Origin of the sequence: Actinomadura nitritigenes, assembly GCF_017573545.1 — a bacterium.
GTDB lineage: Bacteria > Actinomycetota > Actinomycetes > Streptosporangiales > Streptosporangiaceae > Spirillospora > Spirillospora nitritigenes.
On record NZ_JAGEOK010000103.1, the window covers coordinates 1 to 1,092 of the forward strand.

A 1,092-nucleotide genomic window follows, 5' to 3' on the forward strand; every position below is an offset into this window, starting at 1 on the left:
TGTACTCGGTCACGAGGTTGGTGACACGCCGGGTTGGTGGTTGATCAAAGCGAAGACCTCCGAGTGCGGTGGAGATAGCCGTCTTCACCCGTCTCGGAGGTCTTCATGGCCCACGCTAATGCACGGTTGACCGTCCACGGCCGTCGTCTGCTGGTCGAGCGTGTCCGTGTGCAGGGACGCCCGGTCGCGCACGTCGCTCGGGAGCTGGGCGTCTCGCGGCAGTGCGCACATCGCTGGGTGCGCCGCTTCGACGCCGAGGGGCCGGCCGGGCTGCACGACCGCAGCTCACGGCCGCACCGCACCCCCGGCCGCACCGCACCACACGACGAGCAACGCGTGCTGGACCACCGACAACACCACCGCCGCGGCCCGGCCTTCATCGCCGCCGCGACCGGGGTGCCCGAACGGACCGTCACCCGCGTCCTGCGCCGTCACGGCCTGCCTCGGCTGGCCGAATGCGACCCGCTCACCGGCCACCCGATCCGGGCTACCCGCCACACCACCATCCGCTACGAGCACGACCGGCCCGGCAGCCTGCTGCACATCGACGTCAAGAAGATCGGACGCATCCCCGACGGCGGCGGCTGGCGCGCCCACGGCCGCGGCGGCTCCCGCCTGACCCGCCACAAACACGCCCGCATCGGCTACGACTACGTCCACGCCGCCGTCGACGACCACACCCGGCTGGCCTACGCCGAGATCCACCCCGACGAGAAAGGCGCCACCGCGGCCGGCTTCCTGCGCCGGGCCGCCGCCTTCTTCGCCGCCCGCGGCATCACCCGCATCGAGCGGGTGCTGACCGACAACGCCTGGTGCTACCGCCACAGCCGCGACTTCGCCGCCGCCCTGGCCGATCTGGACGCACGCCACAAACTCATCCGCCCGCACTGCCCCTGGCAAAACGGCAAGGTCGAACGCTTCAACCGCACCCTGGCCACCGAATGGGCCTACCAGCAGGTGTTCACCAGCAACACCCAACGCACCCACCGCCTGGCACCCTGGCTGGAGTACTACAACACCCAACGCCCACACACCGCACTCGGCGGTCACCCACCCATCAGCCGCCTGTCACCAACCTCATGACCGAGTACA

General features: G+C 70.4%; 1 protein-coding gene. It reads left to right on the forward strand.

All coding sequences use genetic code 11. From position 1 onward, the window contains the following. The first annotated feature begins 105 nt into the window (after positions 1 to 105). Positions 106 to 1,083: an IS481 family transposase gene (locus J4557_RS49060; RefSeq protein ID WP_208274830.1), complete on the forward strand. Its 978-nt coding sequence runs from the start codon at positions 106 to 108 to the stop codon at positions 1,081 to 1,083. Positions 1,084 to 1,092 lie beyond the last annotated feature (9 nt).